Here is a 17,156-nt window from a genome sequence, read left to right as displayed (position 1 = left end):
CTCTTGTACTACACTTGCTTCTTTTCAGTCTTGTCAATGAACTTTATTTCGTCTTTCCGAGTCAGGTCTTTTCGGCCCTTTCTCGCGGCGAAAGTGATGCAAAGATACACCCTTTTTCTTTTCCCTTCCAAATTTTTCAGCAACTTTTTTCAAAAAATTTTCGAGGATGCCATCAATCGCCTATTGATCTGCACCTTACAAAAAAATTTTTTTTTGAAGGTTTTTGCCAGCTCCCGGCAAACAGCCGGACATATCCCTACCCTTTTTCCTCTACTTATAGAGTATAGAGTGCAAGAGTCAGTCGACTTTTTTCTGTTTACCGCTAAACTCCTGGATGTCGAGGCGGATGATTTCGGTCCGATGAAACGATTTCTCGGCATACTTCAACCCGACTTCCTTATCGTCGGGCGAATACTTATCCAAGAAAAGCCGGAGGGCATGTCGACGCTCATCGGCCGAGAGTCCGATTTGTGCCCGACACTTGACAACTATACTCTCGTAGCCGGTCGTAAACTTGTCGGACACGACATGCGTGCGGCCTACGACACAAAACGAGGCCTCGCGATGCAGCTTGATGCAGTTGAGTTTTTTCCCTTCGGGAGCACAGTGCAAATAGATGTGGTCGTGCCCATCCCACACATAATTGATGGGGATGCCATAGGGGTTACCCTGGAGATCGACCAGAGAAAGGAGCCCATACTCGCCTTTCTGCAAGAGCTCCCAGGCACGAGGTTCGTCGAGCAAGCGATCTTGCCGACGGACCATGGTGTTGTCGTAAATCATCTGTTTGCCGTATTATTACCAAAGGGTCATTTGCGAAGGGTCGACCTGATGCGACTTCTTTTGCTCCATCGCAGCCTGCTCTTCGGCTTCGCGTCTCTTCTTCTCTTCTTCCTTGCGCTTGGCAATCATCTCGGGGGTATCGGGCCGAGTAGGTATCAGCCAATTATCGCCGAAGCTGTCGAGCCCCGGAAAATCGTCGTCGACAGAGTCGACCTCGACCTTCTCGGGCGCTTTGGGCTTGCGCCGGGATTTCCTGGCAGGTTTCGGCTTCTCGACCGGCTGTGCAGGCTCCTCCTCGGGCTCGGGTTCCGACTCTTGCCGGGGAGCTTCGGGCTGTTCCGGTTGCACAGGTGTATCGGATTGCGGAGCCGTCTCCAGCAACGATTCGGGTACAGACTCGGCCGGCTGCTCGGAAACCGGTTCTACTGCGGGGACAGGTTCAACCTCGGGCTCATCGCTTTGCGGAGTATCGAAACTGATTACCGTAGGCTCTGGTTTCTCCACAACAGGCGGTACATCGACTGTCGGCACTGGCTTTTCCTCGAGGAGCTTTGCCGCCTGAAGGGCCTCCATCTGCGACAACAGCTCCTGACGCTGGTTGCGCAAGGCTGCTACCAGAGCATTGGCACTCTCCAAATCGGCTTTCAAGGTATCGAGTTCGCTCTGTCGAGTTGCAGCCTCCTGGGCCCGACTCTCCAGCCGCTCGTTGCGCTGCGCCATCTCGCCCAGCCGGGTTTGCAACCGGGCATTTGCCTCGCCCAACTCCTGTACGGTTTTGGAGAGTTGCGCTATACGGTCGTCTTTCGAGGCTTTGACCTGCTCAAACTGCTTGAGCTTGGCCTCGACTTCGTCGACCACCTTCAGGCCATTGCGCGCTTCGGTTAAATCGGCTTCGAGGACCTCTATCTGTTTGGTCTGTTGAGCTATCATCTCGTCTTGCCGGGCCAACTCTTTGCGAACCGTCTCGAGTTGAGCCTTCGCCTCCTGTTCCTTTTCTCGGGCTTCGGCCAGGTCGGCTTCGAGCGTCTCTATCTGTTTGACCAACTGAACCATCTTCTCTTCCTGACGGGCCAATTCTTCGCGAGCCTTCTCGAGCTGAACCGTCGCCTCCTGCTCCTTTTCTCGGGCTTCGGCCAAATCGACCTGAGCCTGCTGCAAATCGTTGCGGAGCTGCTCGGCTTCGGCCGAATTGCCGGTCTGTTTCTTCAGCTCTTCTCTCAACTGGGCCACCTCGGCATAGGCAGCGTCGACCTCTTCCTGATGGACGGTCGAGACCTTCAGCTTATTGACCAGACTCTTGTTCTCGAGATCGAACTGCTCGCGCTCGGCTTCGAGTGTGGCGATACGGGCCTCCAGCTCGTGCACCTTGTCGGTCACGGCGCGTTTCTGCCGCTCGGCACTCAACTGAGCGCTCTGCATGGCATTGCGCTGCTCCTCGAGCTCCTTCACCTTGACCCGAGCCTCCTCGACCTCCTTCGTCAACGCCTTGTGCTTGTTCTCCCACTTGCGGACAACCCACTCGCGAGAACGGGCATTGACATCGGCCACGAACTTTTTGAACGGCTCGTCGAGCTGCTCGAAGAGGTATTTTTTCTCGGCATCCTTATCGAGAGCGGCCACGACATACTCGGGCAACGAGCGGTTGAGCATCTCGACCATCACCTCGAGCATGGCATCGGGCAACTGTATTTCGCCCGACTCTTCGGACCGGGGCACCTCGGTATTGTGCGACGGCTCTGCCGGAGCGGCCGACTCGGCGTGCTCACCTTGCGACTCCCGCTCACGAACACAAGCATTCGTAATGTTTTCGGCCGTATAGGGCTGCGACTCCATTTCATCGTCTTCGCCAGAGAAGCCCAAGGCTCTCCCCATTTTCTTAAATATCGACATAACTTATTCTTCTTTTTTATTTTCATTCAGGTCCAGACCCGGTTTCGTGACCAGCCCCTTGCCCTTTCGTCCGTTAATCTCTATCAATACAGGTTTCTCAAACTCCACTATTCTCAAAGATGCCGATTCGTACACCGCCGGCAGACTGTCGAGATAGGCCTCGTCGTAATAGCCATCGCCGGCAAACGAGTTGACTGTGAAATAGCCCACCCCAAACGAGGTGAGATTCTGGAAGAAGTGAGTGCCTTGACTCGGTTCTATCCGATAGTTATCTAGCGCCGACTCGACAATGAGCCGTGCCGACGAGATGTGGGGCCACTTGACCGGAATACCCAGCGACGAGTCGCTCGAGCCCCACCGGCCAGGACCTATCAAGATGTAATACTCTTCCCGCTCGGTAAAGGTACGATTTATTTTCTCGATTTCTCTTGCTATATTGACATTATTTGAAGCCTTGAAGTTTTGCGACTTCACATACACGATATGACGCACGTTGTCCATGATGCCGTGCCCCAGAGCGGTATTGCTCTTCAAAATGGTCTTTTCGTCGGGTACATCCATCACGTTATCGTTGAGCATCTCCTTCATGTCGACAATAGGCCGTATCTGCAACCAATAGACCGTACCCGGATTCCCGCTCGTACCGAGCAGTCCGGCAAACTCGATTTCGACCGGGCGTCCCATCTCGCGACTGCCCACCGTGAGCATCGTATCGAGAATGGGTGCCAACGGAAAAGCATTGTGCTTGAGTATATTGGCGAAGGTAACCACCTTGCGGCCACCCTCGTAATAGCCGTCTCGAATAATCTGGTCCATCGGGTCGTAAGTCGAAACCATCAGCCGCAGCGAGTTATCCTTCTCAGCATCGCGCACCGAGAGTTTGAGCAGATTGAAGCCGTCGTCAATCGAGAAATTCTTTTCGCTCCGCTTCATGTCCAGCGCATAAAAGCGAGTCTGTGTATCGCGCAGCGCCAGGTCGAGGGTGCTGGTTTGCAATATCTTGTTAGGGTGCCGGGGCGAGAAGCGCAGACTGCGGCCGCCGTCGACAATGTATTTGCCCAGACCGACAGCCAAATCGACCACGCCATCCTCGGCCTTCTCGTCGTTGATGGGATAGTAGTTGATCGAGCGCCCTACCCCGGCAAACGACGGGTAATAGCGGTCGCCATACTGGTTGCCCACCACCTCTTGCAGGATGATGGCCATCTTCTCCTGGTCGATGACGTTGGAGGTGGCCGTCATATAGGCCTTGCTGTCGGCATAGAATACCGAGGCGTAGACGGCTTTCACGGCGTCGAGCACCAGCCGCAGCATCTCCTCCTTGTCGTCGAGAGCCGGAATCATGTAGGTCGAATAGATGCCGGCGAAGGGTTGATAGTGCGAATCTTCGAGCAGGCTCGACGAACGCACGGCAATAGGTTTGCCCACCACGTCGAAGAAGGCCAGCAGGTCGGGCTTCAACTCATCGGAGAGTTTGGCCTTGAGAAACTGCTCCAGAATCTCTTCGTCGGGTATATCGGAGAGCGCCACCTGATAGAGGTTGTTGCTCTCCATAAAAGTGTCGAATATATCGGTACAGAGCACCACGGTCTTGGGCACCGTCACATTCACCCCCTCGATGTCGTCGAAGATGGGGTTTCGCTTGATCATGGCGTCGATAAAGGCCAGACCACGCCCCTTACCACCCAACGATCCTTCGCCGATGCGGGCAAAGTTGGAGTACTTGTCGAAACGGTCGCGCTTGAAGATGGCCACGACCCCCCGGTTCTTCATCTTGCGGTACTGCACGATGGCGTCGAAGATGAGCTGCCTAATTTCGGAAATCTCGCTCAGGTCGGTAATGCGGCGCGGCTGCAACGCCTCGGCCATAGGGAATATGGCCCGCGAATAGAGCCAGCGCGATATGTGGTTGCGCGACGCGTGATAGTAGAGCGACTCGTCGGGGATGATGTCGATATTGTCCTGCAGGTCCTTGAGATTCTTGATGGTGACAATCGGTTCGCCCGTGTGGGGGTTGATAAAGGTGAAGTCGCCAAAACCGAAATTTTTCAGAATCGTCTTCCGCAAATCGACCGGCAGTTTCTTGGAGTTCTTGTCGAGGAACGAGGCGTTCAGCCGAATGGCATCCTTGTGGTTCTCCCACTCCGACGACTCGATGATGAGCGGCAGATAGGGGTCGCACGAGCGCACATAGGAGCAGAACTTGATGCCGGCCTTCTTGTCTTTCACCCCGGCCCGGATAAACGACACATCGGAGATGATGCCCAGCATATTGCCCGAGTATTTCTCGTAAATCTGCATGGCCTCCTCGTAGGTACGGGCCAGCATCACCTTGGGGCGCCCCCGCATGCGCAACATGCGTTCGTGCTCGTTCAGCGCCTCGGTCGAGAATATCTGCGACTGCTTCAGCACAAAGTTATAGAGGTGGGGCAATATGGAGGAGTAGAACCGGATGGAGTCCTCGACCAGCAGGATGAGCTGCACCCCCACCGAGGTGATGTCGACCTCGGCATTCATCTTGTCTTCGATGAGCTTGATGATAGCCACCAGCAGGTCTACGTTGCCCAACCAGCTGAACACGTAGTCGACACCGCTCAGGTCTTCCTTGGCAATGCGCCTCGACACCTCGTGAGAGAAGGGGGTGAGCACCACAATAGGTATATAAGGATAGAGGCGCTTCATGGCCTTGGCCTGGGTGAAGGTCTCGGAACAGTCGACCCCCGGCATGGTAATGATGAGGTCGTAGCGCTTCATGGCCAGCTCTTCGAAGGCCTCTTCGTTGGTCGTCACCTGCTTCACCCGCGGGGGAGAACTCAGGTTCAGCGACACATATTCGAAGTAAATCTGCTCTTCGACCCGCCCGTCTTCCTCCATGATAAAGGCGTCGTAACGGCTCGCAACAAGTAAGACATTGAAGACCCTTTTTTGCATTAAGTTAGCAAAAGAGGTATCTTTCAAGTATAATTGATTTATATTTGGCCGATTCATTGTTCTATTGTCGATTTTGGCTTACAAAATGCCATTCCACTTTATTACGATTTAATTGTTCAAAAGTAGTAAAAAAAATTTTTTTATCCATAGAATTATGTACATTTGCAATAAGAGAAACGAGTATCTCTCCCAAGGAGGTACCCAACCAAGAATTTAACTTAACAATATCGCGACTATGAACATCGAGCACATCATGACATCATTGGAGGCAAAGCACCCCGGTGAGTCGGAGTATTTACAAGCGGTACACGAGGTGTTACTCTCTATCGAAGAGGTATACAACCAACACCCCGAGTTCGAAAAAGCCAAACTGATCGAGCGGCTTGTCGAACCCGACCGAATCGTTACCTTCAAAGTACCCTGGGTAGACGATAACGGCGACATACAGGTAAACCTGGGCTACCGCGTACAATTCAACAATGCCATCGGCCCGTACAAAGGCGGCATTCGATTCCACGCATCGGTAAACCTCTCTATATTGAAATTCCTCGGATTCGAGCAAACTTTCAAAAATGCACTTACCACGCTGCCCATGGGCGGTGCCAAAGGTGGTTCGGACTTCAGTCCGCGCGGCAAATCCGACGCTGAGGTCATGCGCTTCTGCCAGGCCTTCATGCTGGAGTTGTGGCGCCATCTGGGCCCCGACACCGACGTACCGGCCGGCGATATAGGCGTAGGCGGCCGCGAGGTGGGCTACATGTTCGGCATGTACAAGAAACTCACCCACGAGCACACCGGTACATTCACGGGCAAGGGCCTCGAATTCGGCGGTTCGCTCATCCGTCCCGAGGCTACCGGTTACGGAGGTCTCTACTTCGTAAAACAGATGTTGGCTACCAAGGGTATCGACATCGCCGGCAAACGCATCGCCATCAGCGGCTTCGGCAACGTGGCCTGGGGTGCTGCTTCGAAAGCTACCCAACTGGGCGCCAAGGTGGTTACCATATCGGGCCCCGACGGTTATGTATATGACCCCGACGGAATCTCGGGCGAGAAGATCGACTACATGCTCGAGTTGCGTGCTTCGGGCGAAGACATCGTAGCTCCCTATGCCGAGAAATACGGCGTGCAATTCTTCCCCGGCAAACGTCCCTGGGAACAGAAGGTCGACATCGCTCTGCCTTGCGCTACCCAGAACGAGCTTGACGAAGAGGATGCCAAGAAGCTGATCGAGAACGGCGTCATCTGCGTGGGCGAAATTTCGAACATGGGTTGCCGTCCCGAGGCTATCGACCTCTTCATCAAACACCGTATCATGTACGGTCCGGGCAAGGCTGTCAACGCCGGCGGCGTAGCTACCTCGGGTCTGGAGATGACTCAAAACGCCATGCACATTTCGTGGACGGCCGAAGAGGTTGACCAACGCCTGCACACGATCATGAGCGACATCCACGCCCAGTGCGTGAAATACGGTACCGAACCCGACGGCTACATCAACTACATGAAGGGCGCCAACATCGCCGGCTTTATGAAGGTGGCCAAAGCCATGATGGCTCAAGGTGTCATCTAATCAAGGAAACCGACAAACCATCTATACAGAGAGAGCGACCCCACACGGGGGGCCGCTCTCTTTTTATCTTCCTATTTTTGTTTCTGTACTTGTATTGCGCACAATGGTATCGCCACCTGCAGATAATCCGCACCGAACAGAAGCCTTGGAGACCACGCCCGTGAAACGGGGGTACCCCTCCTGCTCCATCGACCAGTGAAAGCCGACGCACCGAAGCCGCAATTCGCTCAGAGCACCTTCACCAAATCGAGACGATCGTCGCGCAACCGAGCCGTAGCCCAGTTGATCGAGGTAATGGTATAGAGACTGCACGGATGCACATCGTCGGCCATGTGGCGCAAATAGACGGGATTCTGAATGATGGCTTCGCCCACGGTAAGCAACCGGTTAGCCTCCAACTGCTCGCGTATGGTGCGGCAAAACTCATCCTTCTCAGATTCAAAATCGAGCGAAACGACAAAAAGCACTCCTTCACAAAAAGTGGTCAACGACACCTCGCGCTGAAAAGGCAATATGTTGTCTACCCTATTGTCTATGGTCAGGTAGAGAATATGCTTGTTCAACAGAGAGCGTCTGTAACATAACTGATGTGAGAAGAATCCTTTTTTCATAATTGCTAATCTGGAGCTATTTTTTCAAGTTTCCTAATTTTCTTATCGGTGCACGATTCCCCGACTTGTTTTCGACGGGTCGTTCGGGCAGCGACTTCTGCCCGCTTACCGCCGGAATGCGGTTGTTGTAGTGGCGCCGGATGAGCGACAGACTGTCGACATACATAGCCGACGGTACCGGCTGAACGGGTAACACGACATATCCGAAGAGGCGCTGCAACGAGGCCACGGAGTCGGACTGCAACGGCAGCGTGCACCACCCCTCCCGATCGACATCGACCTGATTGTAGACAATATCGTTGTTGCTGTGCCGTATGGCCATGTAGACCTGCGGCTTCACCGCCAAACGGGGCATGAAAAGCACCTTGAACCGCAACTCGAAGTAGTCGCGAATGCGGAAGTTCTCGTCGGGCACGATTTCGAAAGCGAGCAGATTGGAGGCCTGTCGCGTATCGAATACATGAGCCCGCTTCTGTTTCCACACATCCACACTGTCGCCGGGTTGCGACATGGTCTGCGAGTTCTCCTCGGCCAGCAGTTTCTTGGCCTCGTCGTTCTCGGTCTGGAGCCGTTCTATCACCTGCTCGTATATCGCCATGTAATCTTCGATATGATGCCCGTACCACACCAGGTTGGTATCGAACTGCTCCTGCGTGATGCCGTGCTTCAAGAAAACCGCCTCGCGCAACTTCTTCTTGTCGGCATTGCTGCTGTACAGGTTGTAGTTCGATTCGATTACGGCCTCGGCCTTGTGCACGTCGACCAGCACATCGACCATCTTCTTTTTTCCGATTACATAGTCGGGGTCGTGACTGCAGGCAGCCAGCACGAAAAGCGCCATGACGAGATATACCAGCTTTCTCATATCGTTACTGCGGTTTGGCCTCCTTCTTGTGGTCGGTAGAGAGATAGCGGTGATAAAACAGAATGAGACATACGACACCGACCGAGATGGCCGAGTCGGCTATGTTGAAGACCGGGCGGAAGAACTCGAAACGCTCCCCGCCGATCCACGGCATCCAGTCGGGCCAGTAGAAACTGAAGAGCGGGAAATAGAGCATATCGACCACACGCCCATAGAAGAGCCCGGCATACCCCTCGCCCGGGACAAACGAGGCCACCATCGGCGGCATGGGATTGTCGAACAACAGCCCGTAGAACAGACAGTCGAATATGTTGCCGGCCGCTCCGGCGATAATCAGGGCCAGACAGACAATAAAGCCCGTGGGCATCTGCGGCTTGTTCTTCACCCGCCACAAGACCCACACCAGCAACACGACAGCTACGATGCGGAACAGCGTAAGGAACAGTTTGCTACCCACCTCCATACCGAACGCCATACCGTTGTTCTCGATAAAGGCAATGTAGAACCAGTCGGTCACATGAATGGCCTGGCCTATATACATGTGGGTTTTCACCCATATCTTCACGACCTGGTCGATAATGAGTACAAGCACAATCACCACGAGGGCAATCTGGCCTTTGGTCAATTTCTTCATCTTTTCTCTCTTTTTCAAAAAAACAGATTCGACCTTCGTGCTTTTCTACGGCGAGAAGAGCGACCGAAGGTCGAATTGTATCAGCATATCGCTTCGATAAGTTTCGTAAAACGGGCATACCGTCCCGCGGCTTCCCGCAGGGAGCCGACAGGCAAAAGCGCGGCCCACTTATTTTTTGCGTCCATCTACCTTCGCATCTATGCCCAGCGTGGCATGAGGAACAGCCCGGAGTCTCTCTTTGGGAATCAGCTTGCCGGTTTCGCGGCAGATACCATAGGTCTTGTTCTCGATGCGCACGAGTGCAGCCTGCAAATGTTGTATAAATTTCATCTGACGTTGAGCCAACTGTCCGGCCTCTTCCTTGGAAAGCGTACTTGCACCCTCCTCCAGCACCTTGAATGTGGGCGACGTGTCGGTTACATCGTTACCGTCGGTATTCATAATCGAGGCTTTCAGCAAATCATAATCCCGATAAGCCTTCTCGAGCTTCTCGTTGATAATCTGTCTAAACTCTTCCAACTCGGCGTCGGAATAGCGTGTTTTTTCACTCATAATTATTATTGGTTAAAGTTACACATTCCATCGGTTCATCCCCCTCCGGGGGTGCCTTACGTCAGGTCAAATATAACAGAAATATTACTATGGCTCTCTATTATTTCACGGATTTAACAATTTTGATATTTACCTTGAAGGTGTCGAAATCCAACTCGCTGACACCCTCGCCCGAGAGCGTGTCGACAATCTCGAAGGTATTGGCCAGCACCTGGCGCGACATGTAGTCGCGATACTCCTTCACGGCCTGGTCGGTCTCTTCGTTCGAAGCGATGTAGACGTCGATCTTGTCGGTAATATCGAAGCCCGAGGTCTTGCGGATGTTCTGAATGCGGTTCACCAGTTCGCGGGCCACACCCTCGCGACGCAACTCGTCGGTCACGGTAATGTCGAGTGCCACGGTGAGGTTACCCTCGTTGGCTACCAGCCAGCCGGGAATATCTTCCGAAATCACCTCTACGTCGCCCTTCTCGATGGTAGCCTGCTGGCCGTCGATGTCGAAGGTAAACGAACCGTTCTTCTCGAACTCGGCAATATCGGGTTGCGACATGGCGGCAATGGCAGCAGCCAGCAGCTTCATGATTTTGCCGTAGCGCGGGCCCAGTTTCTTGAAGTCGGGTTTCACGCGTTTCACCAGTATGCCGGCGGCGTTGTCGACAAACTTCATTTCCTTCACGTTCACCTCGCTCAATATCAGGTCTTTTACGGCCTCGATATGAGCCTGCTGGTCCTGGTTGAGAACCGGCACCATGAGGGTCGTGAGCGGCTGGCGCACCTTGATGTTGACTTTACGACGCAAAGCCAGTACCATCGAGGTCATGCTCTGGGCAATCTGCATGCGCTCCTCGAGTGCCGAGTCGATATAGCAGTCGCAACTTACGGGGAAGTTGGCCAGATGTACCGAACGGTTGTCGCGGCCGGTGGCCGTAGTGAGGTCGGTGTAGAGGCGGTCGGCATAGAAGGGGGCAATAGGCGCCATCAGTTTGGCAACCGTCTCGAGGCAGGTATAGAGGGTCTGGTAGGCCGAGAGCTTGTCGTCGGTCATGGCACCGCCCCAGAAGCGTTTCCGGTTCAGGCGCACATACCAGTTGCTGAGGTTGTCGTTTACAAAGTCGGAGATGGCACGTCCGGCACGGGTGGGCTCGTAGGCCGAGAGCTGCTCGTCTACCTCCTTGATGAGCGAGTTGAGCAGCGAGATAATCCAGCGGTCAATCTCGGGACGCTTCTCTACGGGAATCTCGGGCTCGGCAAAGGTGAAGCCGTCGACATTGGCATAGAGGGCAAAGAACGAATAGGTGTTGTACAGGGTGCCGAAGAATTTGCGGCGCACCTCTTCGATGCCGTCGAAGTCGAACTTGAGGTTATCCCACGGCGACGAGTTGGTAATCATGTACCAGCGCAGCGGGTCGGAACCATATTTTTCGATGGTGCTGAAGGGGTCGACGGCATTGCCCAATCGCTTCGACATCTTGTTGCCGTTCTTGTCGAGCACGAGACCGTTGGAGACTACGGCCTTGTAGGCCACGCTGTCGAATACCATCGCGGCGATGGCGTGCAGCGTGAAGAACCAGCCACGCGTCTGGTCCACACCCTCGGCAATGAAGTCGGCGGGATAAACCTCGCGTTTGTCAAAGGCCTCCTTGTTCTCAAACGGATAGTGTATCTGGGCATAGGGCATGGCACCCGAGTCGAACCACACGTCGATGAGGTCGCTCTCGCGCTTCATGGGTTTGCCCGAAGGCGAAACGAGCACGATGTCGTCGACGTAGGGACGGTGCAAATCTATCTTGTTGTAGTTTTCGGCCGTATATTCGCCCGGTACGAAACCCTGTTTCTTGTAGGGATTCTCGGTCATCACACCGGCGGCGATAGCCTTTTCGATTTCGTTGTAGAGCTCCTCGACCGAACCGATGCAAATCTCTTCGCTGCCGTCCTCGGTGCGCCAGATGGGCAACGGGGTACCCCAGTAGCGGCTGCGCGAGAGGTTCCAGTCCTGCAGATTCTCGAGCCATTTGCCGAACCGGCCCGAACCGGTCGACTGCGGTTTCCAGTTGATGGTGTTGTTGAGCTCAATCATGCGGTCGCGGCAAGCCGTGGTGCGGATGAACCAGCTGTCAAGGGGATAGTAGAGCACCGGTTTGTCGGTACGCCAGCAGTGGGGATAGCTGTGTACGTGCTTCTCGATTTTGAACACCTTGTTGGTCTGCTTCAACATCACACAGATGTCGATGTCGAGCGTAGCGTCGTCCTCGGTCAGTGCCGGGTCGTAGGCGTTCTTCACGAAACGGCCGGCATACTCGCGGTAAGCCTCTACGTTGACATTCTCCTTCACAAACTCGGGATCGAGGTCTTCGAGCAGGTAGAACTTACCGGTCATGTCGACCATAGGCCGGCGGTTGCCGTCCTTGTCGAGCATCATCAACGGGGGCACGCCGCTGGCTTTAGCCACCCGGTCGTCGTCGGCACCGAACGTAGGTGCAATGTGCACGATACCGGTACCGTCTTCAGTAGTCACAAAGTCGCCCGTGATTACACGGAAAGCGCCCTTGCCGGGATTTACCCACGGCAACAGTTGCTCATACTCCATGCCGGCCAGGTCGCTGCCCTTGTATTCGGCTACGACTTTCCAGGGGATGAGTTTGTCGCCCGGCTTGTAGGCGTCGAGCTCCAGGGCGGCAGCCTTGGCGTTGAAGAGCGTGGGCACGAGTACCTTTGCCACAATCACGCTGATGGGCGCACCGGTATAGGGATTGTATGTCTGTACCAGATTATAGTCGATATTGGGACCTACGCACAGCGCCGTGTTGGAGGGCAAAGTCCAAGGCGTCGTGGTCCATGCCAGGAAATAGGGCTCACCGAAAGCCGCCATCTCGGGACGCGGATTGCGAATCTTGAATTGTGCGATACAGGTTGTATCCTTCACATCGCGGTAGCAACCGGGCTGGTTGAGCTCGTGCGAGCTGAGGCCGGTACCGGCAGCAGGCGAATAGGGCTGAATGGTGTATCCCTTGTAGAGGTAGTGTTTGTTGTAGAGTTGCTTGAGCAGCCACCACAGCGTCTCGATATAACGGTTGTCGTAGGTGATGTAGGGGTTCTTCATATCTACCCAGTAACCCATACGGTGCGTGAGGTCTTCCCACTCGCGGGTAAACTTCATCACATCTTTGCGGCAGGTAGCGTTGTAGTCGGCCACCGAAATGGTCTTACCGATGTCTTCCTTGGTAATGCCCAGCGCCTTTTCCACACCCAACTCTACGGGCAGACCATGGGTATCCCAACCGGCCTTACGCATCACCTGAAATCCCTTCATGGTCTTGTAACGGCAGAAAATATCCTTGATGGAGCGAGCCATTACGTGGTGAATACCCGGCATACCGTTGGCCGAGGGGGGACCCTCGTAGAATACAAACGAAGGACAACCTTCGCGGGTTTCCAAACTCTGATGAAAAAGATCTTGCTTATCCCACTGATTCAGAACCTCCTTGTTGATTTCAGAGAGGTCGAAGTGAGAATATTCGGTGAATTTCTTGCCCATATATTTCTGAAATAATATTTACTTAAAAAAATCGGCACGAAGATACAAAAAAAAGCTGTAACCATGAAAGAAACAGCTTTATATTCTTTTCCGAAAGAAAATCATACGACCCCGTTACAAGTCGAGCGGAGCCTCTACCCACTCGCCCCGGCTCAACTGCCACACGGCGGTGTAGCCGGCACGGGCCAAGGCGTGCAGGGCTTCGGGGCGGCCGGCATTGATTTTGGCCGGATAGTGTGCATCGGAGTTGACGACCACCCGGATGCCCATCCGGTGCATCTGCTCGAAATAGTCTTCGTTGGGGAAGAAGCGGCCGCGCGTGGCAAAGGCCTTGGTGTTGACCTCGACCAGCAGGTGGCGCGAAGCGATTGCCTCGAGGTAGTCGTTCACCAGCCGCCGGTACCACGCCTCACGGTCAAGGCCGGGCCGATAGAGCGAGGCATTGAGCCCAATCTTGTCGAGGTGCCCCAGAAAGTCGAACCCGCCCAACTCGATCAGGCGGAACGAACTGCGGTAGAAGCGACGCACCGCCTCGTCGACATCGCCCCCGAAATAGGTATCGACGTAGCCTCTGAAGCGGTCGGAAGATCCGTCGGTGTCGATAGGAGTTCCGTCGGGGGTGACAATGTAGTGCACCGACCCGATGCGATAGTCGAGCGGCAGCTCCTGAAAGTAGGGAATCGAGGGGTTGAAGGTGTCGTCGAGAAAGTCGATTTCGAGCCCCACATAAAGCTCTATCTTCGACGCATAGAGCGATTTAAGCCGATGGAACTCATCGAGATAGTCGACCAGCCGCTCCCGGTGCATGTTGCAGTTGTTGGCCACCGGGAAGGGGGCGTGCGACGATATGCCGTACGAGGCAAAGCCCTCGGCAACGGCCTCCTCGACAAAGTCGGCCATGGGGGCGTGCCCGTCACAAAACTCACAATGCGAATGATAATTGGTCAACAGATTCATATTATCTTCTTAAAGATTCACGGCCCGGCAGCGAGCGTTTGAACCGAACGAACAAAACGGTTATCGCCAGCGTGACGACAAAGGCGGCGCCCAGCGAGATGCCATAGGGAAGCCTGAACCCTTCGCGGGCAAAGAGTATATAGGTAACCGTCACCAGGGTCATAAACAGGGCCGGGACAAAGGTAATCCAATAGCATTTGCGTTCGCGGGCCAACCACACGGTGAGGGCCCACAGGGTGAAGACGGCCAACGTCTGGTTGCACCAGGCGAAGTAACGCCACAGCACCTCGAAGTCGATCATCATCACCAGCCAGGCCAGGGCAAAGATGGGGAGCGACACCAGCACCCGGTTGCGTATCTTCTTCTGGGAGATGTGCAGGAAATCGGCCGCAATCAACCGGGCCGACCGCAGAGCCGTATCGCCCGAAGTAATGGGAGCGGCAATCACACCGAGCATGGCCAGAATACCGCCGAAGGTACCCAACCACCCTACCGATATGTCGTTGACCAGAATAGCCGGGGTCTTACCCGTCAGATAGTCGGAGAGCGCGGCAAACGACCCGTCGAAGAAGGCGATGGCGGCAGCCGCCCAGATGAGGGCCACGATACCCTCGACCACCATGGCGCCATAGAATACCCGGCGGCCCATCTTCTCGTTTTTCAGGCAGCGGGCCATCATGGGCGACTGGGTAGCGTGAAAGCCCGATATGGCTCCACACGCTATCGAGATGAACATCATGGGGAATATGGGATTCACGTCGGCATCGGGCCGGGTGTAGGCCATGGCTTCGGTAAACTCGGGTAGACTGTCAGGGCGCAGGAAAAGCGACACCATGATGCCGATGGCCATAAAGAGCAGGGCAAACCCGAAAATCGGGTAGAGCCGCCCGATGAGCTTGTCGATAGGCAGCAGCGTAGCCAGTATATAGTAGCCAAAGATGATGGCAACCCACAGGGTCGTGGTGGTACCTTCGCCCGTGAGCAGGTCGAGCAGATTGGCAGGATTGATGACAAAGACAGCCCCCACAAGCACCATCAGGAGCAGCGAGAATACCCGCATCACCTGCTTGATGCCCACTCCCAGTTCGTCTCCTACGAGTTCGGGAAGGCTGGCGCCGTTGCGCCGCACCGAGAGCATACCCGACAGATAGTCGTGCACGGCTCCACCGAAGATGGTACCGAAGACAATCCACAGGTAGGCCGAAGGACCGTAGAGGATTCCCATGATAGCCCCGAAGATAGGGCCCAGCCCGGCGATGTTGAGGAACTGTATGAGGAAAACTTTCCACGTGGGCATGGGGATATAGTCAATCCCGTCGGTCGAAGCATAGGCGGGGGTCGTCCGGCTCGGCTCTACGCCAAACACCTTCTCGACCCAGGCACCATACACAAAATAGCCTGCAACCAGCAGCAACAGGGCAATACAAAAGGTTATCATACTACAAATATACTTCTGCTTGTCAAATACTCTTTCACGAAAGAAGAATCTCGCACTCTTTCAAAATGCCATTGATACAAATCGAACGAAATCTTTATCGCCTCTTTTTCATGGAATCGTACAAAGGTAAAACCTTTTTATCATTCCGACAACCTATTCAAAAGAAAAAAGCCGCCATTCCTGCGAGAATGACAGCTTCCTAAGTTTTTATGACGCTATTCACTCCTTCACCGGGAGCACCTCGATCCAATAGTCGTCGGGGTCGTGAATGAAGTAGAGCCCCATTGCTTCGTTTTCGAAGCAGACGCAGCCCATCTCCTTGTGGAAGGCCCGCACCTGGTCGTAGTCGCCCTCGACCCGCACACACAGGTGGCTCTCGTTCTCGCCCAGTTCATAGGGCTGGTCGTGGTCGCGCAACCAGGTGAGTTCGAGCAGGAAGGGCGACACGCCGTCGGAGAGATAGACCAGCACGAACGAGCCGTCGGCAGCCTCTTTACGGCTTACCTCATGAAAGCCCAACGCCTTGTGATAGAAGGCGATGCTGCGGTCGAGGTCGGTCACATTTACATTGAAATGGTCGAATTTCGATTTTATCTCCATAGTCGTAGTATAAATTATAGAATGATTATAGAATAGTTATTGAATAGTCACACTGTCGCCCGTATGGCTCAACAGCACGAAGTCGACCCCGTGCTGCCGGGCTATGGGTGCAAAGGCTTCGGCCTTGGCGACTGCGGGATAGAAGTGCATGGGCACGAAGAGCCCTACCTCGAACCGCTCGACAAACTGCCGGGCGCCCCGCATGTAGTCGCTACCCAGCCGGGCATCGACGGGAAACATGGCCACGTCGAACCGGGCCACCGTCTGCCCCAGGTAGTCGAGCTCGGCCCGATAGGCGGCCTCGGCTTCGCGCACCTCCTCCTCGGTCGACTCGTCCGTCCAGTGCCAGTTGTTCAGGTCACCGGCATGAAATATCACACGGCCGCCGGTCTCGACCTCGAAAGAGGCGCCCAGGTCGGTCGACCCGAAGGCGGTCACCCGCACCCGCTCGTCGGCAAACGACTCGCCCCGGCTCAAAAATGCCGCGTTGGGCAGATGGACCAACTCGCTGCGGCTGTCCATCTCGCGGGGAAACAGGTAGCAGATGCGGCTGTTCAGCCGGCTCCAGTTCAATATCTCGGGGTTGTAGTGGTCGCGATGCTCGTGCGACACCAGCACATAGAGCGGCTCGCCACGGCGAAGCACCTCGTCGAGGATGGCCTCGCCCCCGCGATAGTAGTCGAAAACGACGGCAAAGCCATCGGCCTCGAGCAAAAAGCCACTGTGAAAAAGATAGGTCAGTTTCATCTTCTTACACTTTTCATGAAAAACGTATATACAACACGCGGCG

General features: G+C 54.7%; 14 protein-coding genes. 2 read left to right on the top strand and 12 right to left on the bottom strand.

The features are described from left to right. Nucleotides 1–287: hypothetical protein (locus NW211_RS11965; RefSeq protein WP_258327973.1), on the top strand; the 287-nt coding region annotated here is incomplete at its 5' end. 10 nt (nt 288–297) lie between these two features. Here NW211_RS11965 and NW211_RS11960 read toward each other — a convergent pair. The 3 genes from NW211_RS11960 to NW211_RS11950 are packed head-to-tail and all read right to left on the bottom strand — an operon-like array spanning nt 298 to nt 5,661. Next, nucleotides 298–783, bottom strand: coding sequence for a pyridoxamine 5'-phosphate oxidase family protein (locus NW211_RS11960; RefSeq protein ID WP_258327972.1), 486 nt, complete (start codon nt 781–783; stop codon nt 298–300). Between the two features lie 15 nt (nt 784–798). Then, on the bottom strand, nt 799–2,673 hold the full coding sequence (locus NW211_RS11955) for a hypothetical protein (RefSeq protein ID WP_258327971.1): 1,875 nt from the start codon (nt 2,671–2,673) through the stop codon (nt 799–801). A gap of 3 nt (nt 2,674–2,676) precedes the next feature. Further along, nucleotides 2,677–5,661, bottom strand: coding sequence for a PEP/pyruvate-binding domain-containing protein (locus tag NW211_RS11950; RefSeq protein WP_258327970.1), 2,985 nt, complete (start codon nt 5,659–5,661; stop codon nt 2,677–2,679). 178 nt (nt 5,662–5,839) lie between these two features. On the opposite strand from NW211_RS11950, the gene gdhA reads away from it, so the two are divergent. Beyond that, entirely contained in the window at nt 5,840–7,174 is a 1,335-nt protein-coding gene (gene gdhA / locus NW211_RS11945; protein ID WP_258327969.1) for an NADP-specific glutamate dehydrogenase, read from the top strand. Between the two features lie 227 nt (nt 7,175–7,401). Here gdhA and NW211_RS11940 read toward each other — a convergent pair whose 3' ends face one another. The 9 genes from NW211_RS11940 to NW211_RS11900 form a co-directional block, all read right to left on the bottom strand. After that, nucleotides 7,402–7,785, bottom strand: coding sequence for a hypothetical protein (locus NW211_RS11940; protein ID WP_258327968.1), 384 nt, complete (start codon nt 7,783–7,785; stop codon nt 7,402–7,404). A 16-nt stretch (nt 7,786–7,801) separates the two neighbouring features. After that, complete coding sequence (locus NW211_RS11935; protein WP_087409139.1) at nt 7,802–8,650, bottom strand: DUF4296 domain-containing protein; 849 nt, start codon at nt 8,648–8,650, stop codon at nt 7,802–7,804. 4 nt (nt 8,651–8,654) lie between these two features. Continuing rightward, entirely contained in the window at nt 8,655–9,284 is a 630-nt protein-coding gene (locus NW211_RS11930; RefSeq protein ID WP_258327967.1) for a lipoprotein signal peptidase, read from the bottom strand. A 168-nt stretch (nt 9,285–9,452) separates the two neighbouring features. Continuing rightward, nucleotides 9,453–9,836, bottom strand: coding sequence for a TraR/DksA C4-type zinc finger protein (locus NW211_RS11925; protein WP_025277464.1), 384 nt, complete (start codon nt 9,834–9,836; stop codon nt 9,453–9,455). Between the two features lie 100 nt (nt 9,837–9,936). Next, on the bottom strand, nt 9,937–13,371 hold the full coding sequence (gene ileS, locus NW211_RS11920) for an isoleucine--tRNA ligase (protein ID WP_258327966.1): 3,435 nt from the start codon (nt 13,369–13,371) through the stop codon (nt 9,937–9,939). A gap of 114 nt (nt 13,372–13,485) precedes the next feature. Further along, entirely contained in the window at nt 13,486–14,328 is an 843-nt protein-coding gene (locus tag NW211_RS11915; RefSeq protein WP_258327965.1) for a histidinol-phosphatase, read from the bottom strand. Between the two features lies 1 nt (nt 14,329). Next, the gene (locus NW211_RS11910; protein WP_258327964.1) at nt 14,330–15,766 is read right to left on the bottom strand and encodes a carbon starvation protein A; all 1,437 of its coding nucleotides are present in this window, start codon (nt 15,764–15,766) and stop codon (nt 14,330–14,332) included. Between the two features lie 219 nt (nt 15,767–15,985). Then, nucleotides 15,986–16,366, bottom strand: a complete 381-nt coding sequence (locus NW211_RS11905; RefSeq protein ID WP_087409144.1) for a VOC family protein — start codon at nt 16,364–16,366, stop codon at nt 15,986–15,988. Between the two features lie 36 nt (nt 16,367–16,402). Then, a complete protein-coding gene (locus tag NW211_RS11900) occupies nt 16,403–17,113 on the bottom strand; it encodes an MBL fold metallo-hydrolase (RefSeq protein WP_258327963.1) in 711 nt (236 codons plus the stop codon). Nucleotides 17,114–17,156 lie beyond the last annotated feature (43 nt).

Source organism: Barnesiella sp. ET7, from assembly GCF_024733785.1.
Taxonomy (GTDB): Bacteria; Bacteroidota; Bacteroidia; order Bacteroidales; family Barnesiellaceae; genus Barnesiella; species Barnesiella merdigallinarum.
Note: the sequence above shows the minus strand (reverse complement) of the source record. Positions and strands in the feature narration are given on the sequence as shown.

Coding starts and splice junctions, on each gene's coding strand:
- NW211_RS11960 (WP_258327972.1), bottom strand. CDS start 783: ATGATTTACGACAACACCATGGTCCGTCGGCAAGATCGCTTGCTCGAC.
- NW211_RS11955 (WP_258327971.1), bottom strand. CDS start 2,673: ATGTCGATATTTAAGAAAATGGGGAGAGCCTTGGGCTTCTCTGGCGAA.
- NW211_RS11950 (WP_258327970.1), bottom strand. CDS start 5,661: ATGAATCGGCCAAATATAAATCAATTATACTTGAAAGATACCTCTTTT.
- gdhA (WP_258327969.1), top strand. CDS start 5,840: ATGAACATCGAGCACATCATGACATCATTGGAGGCAAAGCACCCCGGT.
- NW211_RS11940 (WP_258327968.1), bottom strand. CDS start 7,785: ATGAAAAAAGGATTCTTCTCACATCAGTTATGTTACAGACGCTCTCTG.
- NW211_RS11935 (WP_087409139.1), bottom strand. CDS start 8,650: ATGAGAAAGCTGGTATATCTCGTCATGGCGCTTTTCGTGCTGGCTGCC.
- NW211_RS11930 (WP_258327967.1), bottom strand. CDS start 9,284: ATGAAGAAATTGACCAAAGGCCAGATTGCCCTCGTGGTGATTGTGCTT.
- NW211_RS11925 (WP_025277464.1), bottom strand. CDS start 9,836: ATGAGTGAAAAAACACGCTATTCCGACGCCGAGTTGGAAGAGTTTAGA.
- ileS (WP_258327966.1), bottom strand. CDS start 13,371: ATGGGCAAGAAATTCACCGAATATTCTCACTTCGACCTCTCTGAAATC.
- NW211_RS11915 (WP_258327965.1), bottom strand. CDS start 14,328: ATGAATCTGTTGACCAATTATCATTCGCATTGTGAGTTTTGTGACGGG.
- NW211_RS11910 (WP_258327964.1), bottom strand. CDS start 15,766: ATGATAACCTTTTGTATTGCCCTGTTGCTGCTGGTTGCAGGCTATTTT.
- NW211_RS11905 (WP_087409144.1), bottom strand. CDS start 16,366: ATGGAGATAAAATCGAAATTCGACCATTTCAATGTAAATGTGACCGAC.
- NW211_RS11900 (WP_258327963.1), bottom strand. CDS start 17,113: ATGAAACTGACCTATCTTTTTCACAGTGGCTTTTTGCTCGAGGCCGAT.